We start from the raw sequence: 2,419 nt of genomic DNA, 5'->3' as shown, positions 1-2,419 counted from the left end.
AGGTGAGCATCTCACCGGTTTCCGGGTGAGGCGTCTGCATGTCACTGGCGTGCAATAGTAATCTGCCCGCGTCCAGTTCACTGCTGAAATAGCGATTGTGTCTTCCTCGACCGTGTTTGGCATCACCAATGATTGGGTGGTTGATGTGCTTCATATGCCGCCGGATTTGATGCTTGCGGCCGGTTTCTGGAAAGCACTCGACCAGAGAATATCGGCTCTGAGGGTAGCGTTCTATTTCGACAGGTAGTTCAATTGTGGCAAGGCGCCGAAAGTGTGTCTGAGCACTTTGAGGCGGCTTGTCTTGTCGAGCTTGTTTGTCGGTGTATTTGTCCAGCTCTTCTTTCAGTGCGTGGTCAATATAGCCATTCTCTGGCGCGTAACCTCTAACTACTGCGTGATAGGTTTTGCGAACCTGTTTGTCTTCAATGGCACGACTCAGTGTGCGAGCGGCATCTGGTGACAGGGCAAAAATCAGAACGCCTGAGGTGGGCTTGTCGAGCCTGTGAACAGGATAGACGCGCTGACCAATCTGATCCCGTGCTATCTGCAAGGCAAAGCGGGTCTCGTGGCGATCGATTTCGCTGCGGTGAACCAATAGGCCGCTGGGCTTATTGACAACAAAAAGGTGTTCATCGCGATAAATTACCGGGAGAGTTTCCGCAGGTGTCAAATCGGGACTCCTTACCGGTTTATAGATGGGGGCTGAGAGGGAAGAGTGTGGCAACGAGACGAGTTCTGATTGTCTCGCTGCCAGTCTTGAGCTGGTCGTTAGAGGATTTTCTTTTCACCGGAATCAACAGATTGATAAATCAGAGTGTTGATGGTCATTGGGCCAACGCCGCCGGGGACAGGTGTGTAGGCTGCAACGCGCTCTGTCAAAGGTGCCAGTTCAATATCGCCGACACCGCCGGGGTGATAACCAGCATCTACAACCACCGCCCCATCCTTGATCCAGTCAGCCTTAATAAACTCAGGCTTGCCAACCGCACCGATCACAATATCGGCTTGCTTGATATGATCTTCGAGCCCTTGGGTGCGAGAGTGGCAGATGGTGACGGTGGCGTTTGCACCCAACAGCATCATGGCCATGGGCTTACCCAGAATAGGGCTGCGACCAACCACAACCGCATGCTTACCGGCGATATCAATGTTGTAAGCTTCCAGCAGGCGCATAATCCCTTTCGGGGTTGCGCAGCCGTAGGCGTCTTCGCCCATGCTCATACGACCAAAGCCAAGGCAGGTAACGCCGTCTACGTCTTTCTCCAGAGCAATGGCGTCAAAACACGCACGTTCGTCGATTTGAGCGGGTACCGGGTGCTGCAGCAGGATGCCGTGAACATTCGGATTCTTGTTCAGCTCGTCAATTTTGGCCAGAAGCTCTTCAGTGGTGGTCTCAGCGGACATTTCCACTTTGAGGGAATCCATACCGATACGGGTACAGGCATTACCTTTCATCTTTACATAGGTGGCAGACGCTGGATCCGCGCCCACCAAAATGGTGGCAAGAATAGGGGTTTGGCCATTACTTTTTTCTTTTAAAGCGGTAACGCGACCTGACAGCTCTTGTTCAGTTTTTTGCGCGAGTGCTTTACCGTCCAGTACCAGTGCAGACATTGAGGTTTCCTGTTCGTTAGGATTGGTCAAAGAGGGAGTTGTAAACTGGCGCTATTCTCCCACATGCTGCCTGCTCAGGCCAATATGTGCTTGATATTCCTGAGCATTCTTTTCGTGCTGGTGGAGTTAAGCGCAACCGACTAAGCTAGGGTCATTGCAGCGGCCACAAAGTAAACTTTGGCAGGCTGATCGGAAAAGTCGTACAAAGATCATCCAGATGGACGGTTCTTCTGAAAAGGTTCTTCTAAGTCACTGCAATAATTGAATATTTTTTTCAAAAAAGCCGTTGACGGAGTAGGGGAGCATGGGTAATATGCGCACCTCTTCAGCGGCAACAGCCACTTAAGACTTGTCGGAGTGTAGCGCAGCTTGGTAGCGCATCTGGTTTGGGACCAGAGGGTCGGGGGTTCGAATCCCTCCACTCCGACCACTATTTCAAAGTTCGAGCCTATCCAGGCTGCCTTAATCAGGCTTTGAGTCCAGGGCTCACCCAAATTGCCCATAGGCAATACACAGTGCGCCCGTAGCTCAGTTGGATAGAGCATCCGCCTTCTAAGCGGATGGTCGCAGGTTCGAATCCTGCCGGGCGCGCCATCTTCGCGCAGGCAGACAGTTAGTCAGCAACCAAGCTGATTAATGGCAACGATCAATGGTGGGCGTAGCTCAGTTGGTAGAGCCCTGGATTGTGATTCCAGTCGTCGTGGGTTCAAGTCCCATCGTCCACCCCATATTGAATAGGTCGTTATAAAACAGCGACTTGCGAAAGCCTCAAGAGAATAGCTAGTAACGAACTAGCAATGCTCTT

The 2,419-nt window shown here is 51.8% G+C and carries 2 protein-coding genes and 3 tRNA genes; 3 read left to right on the top strand and 2 right to left on the bottom strand.

Annotation, left to right across the window (positions count from 1 at the left end):
* Positions 1-670: tRNA pseudouridine(65) synthase TruC (locus ACTG33_RS17015; protein ID WP_439136445.1), on the bottom strand; the 670-nt coding region annotated here is incomplete at its 3' end.
* 98 nt (positions 671-768) lie between these two features.
* Positions 769-1,614, bottom strand: a complete 846-nt coding sequence (gene folD / locus ACTG33_RS17010; protein ID WP_439136443.1) for a bifunctional methylenetetrahydrofolate dehydrogenase/methenyltetrahydrofolate cyclohydrolase FolD — start codon at positions 1,612-1,614, stop codon at positions 769-771.
* Positions 1,615-1,967: 353 nt separating this feature from the next.
* On the opposite strand from folD, the gene ACTG33_RS17005 reads away from it, so the two are divergent.
* The 3 genes from ACTG33_RS17005 to ACTG33_RS16995 all read left to right on the top strand — a co-directional run bounded on the left by ACTG33_RS17005 (position 1,968) and on the right by ACTG33_RS16995 (position 2,342).
* Positions 1,968-2,044: transfer RNA gene (locus tag ACTG33_RS17005), tRNA-Pro, on the top strand.
* Positions 2,045-2,131: 87 nt separating this feature from the next.
* Positions 2,132-2,208: transfer RNA gene (locus ACTG33_RS17000), tRNA-Arg, on the top strand.
* Positions 2,209-2,266: 58 nt separating this feature from the next.
* Positions 2,267-2,342: transfer RNA gene (locus ACTG33_RS16995), tRNA-His, on the top strand.
* The last annotated feature ends 77 nt before the right edge of the window (positions 2,343-2,419 follow it).

Origin of the sequence: Pseudomaricurvus sp. (genome assembly GCF_965662505.1) — a bacterium.
GTDB lineage: Bacteria > Pseudomonadota > Gammaproteobacteria > Pseudomonadales > Cellvibrionaceae > Pseudomaricurvus.
Note: the sequence above shows the minus strand (reverse complement) of the source record. Positions and strands in the feature narration are given on the sequence as shown.

Excerpts from the sequence above, each read along its gene's own strand:
- folD (WP_439136443.1), bottom strand. The coding sequence starts at position 1,614 with ATGTCTGCACTGGTACTGGACGGTAAAGCACTCGCGCAAAAAACTGAA.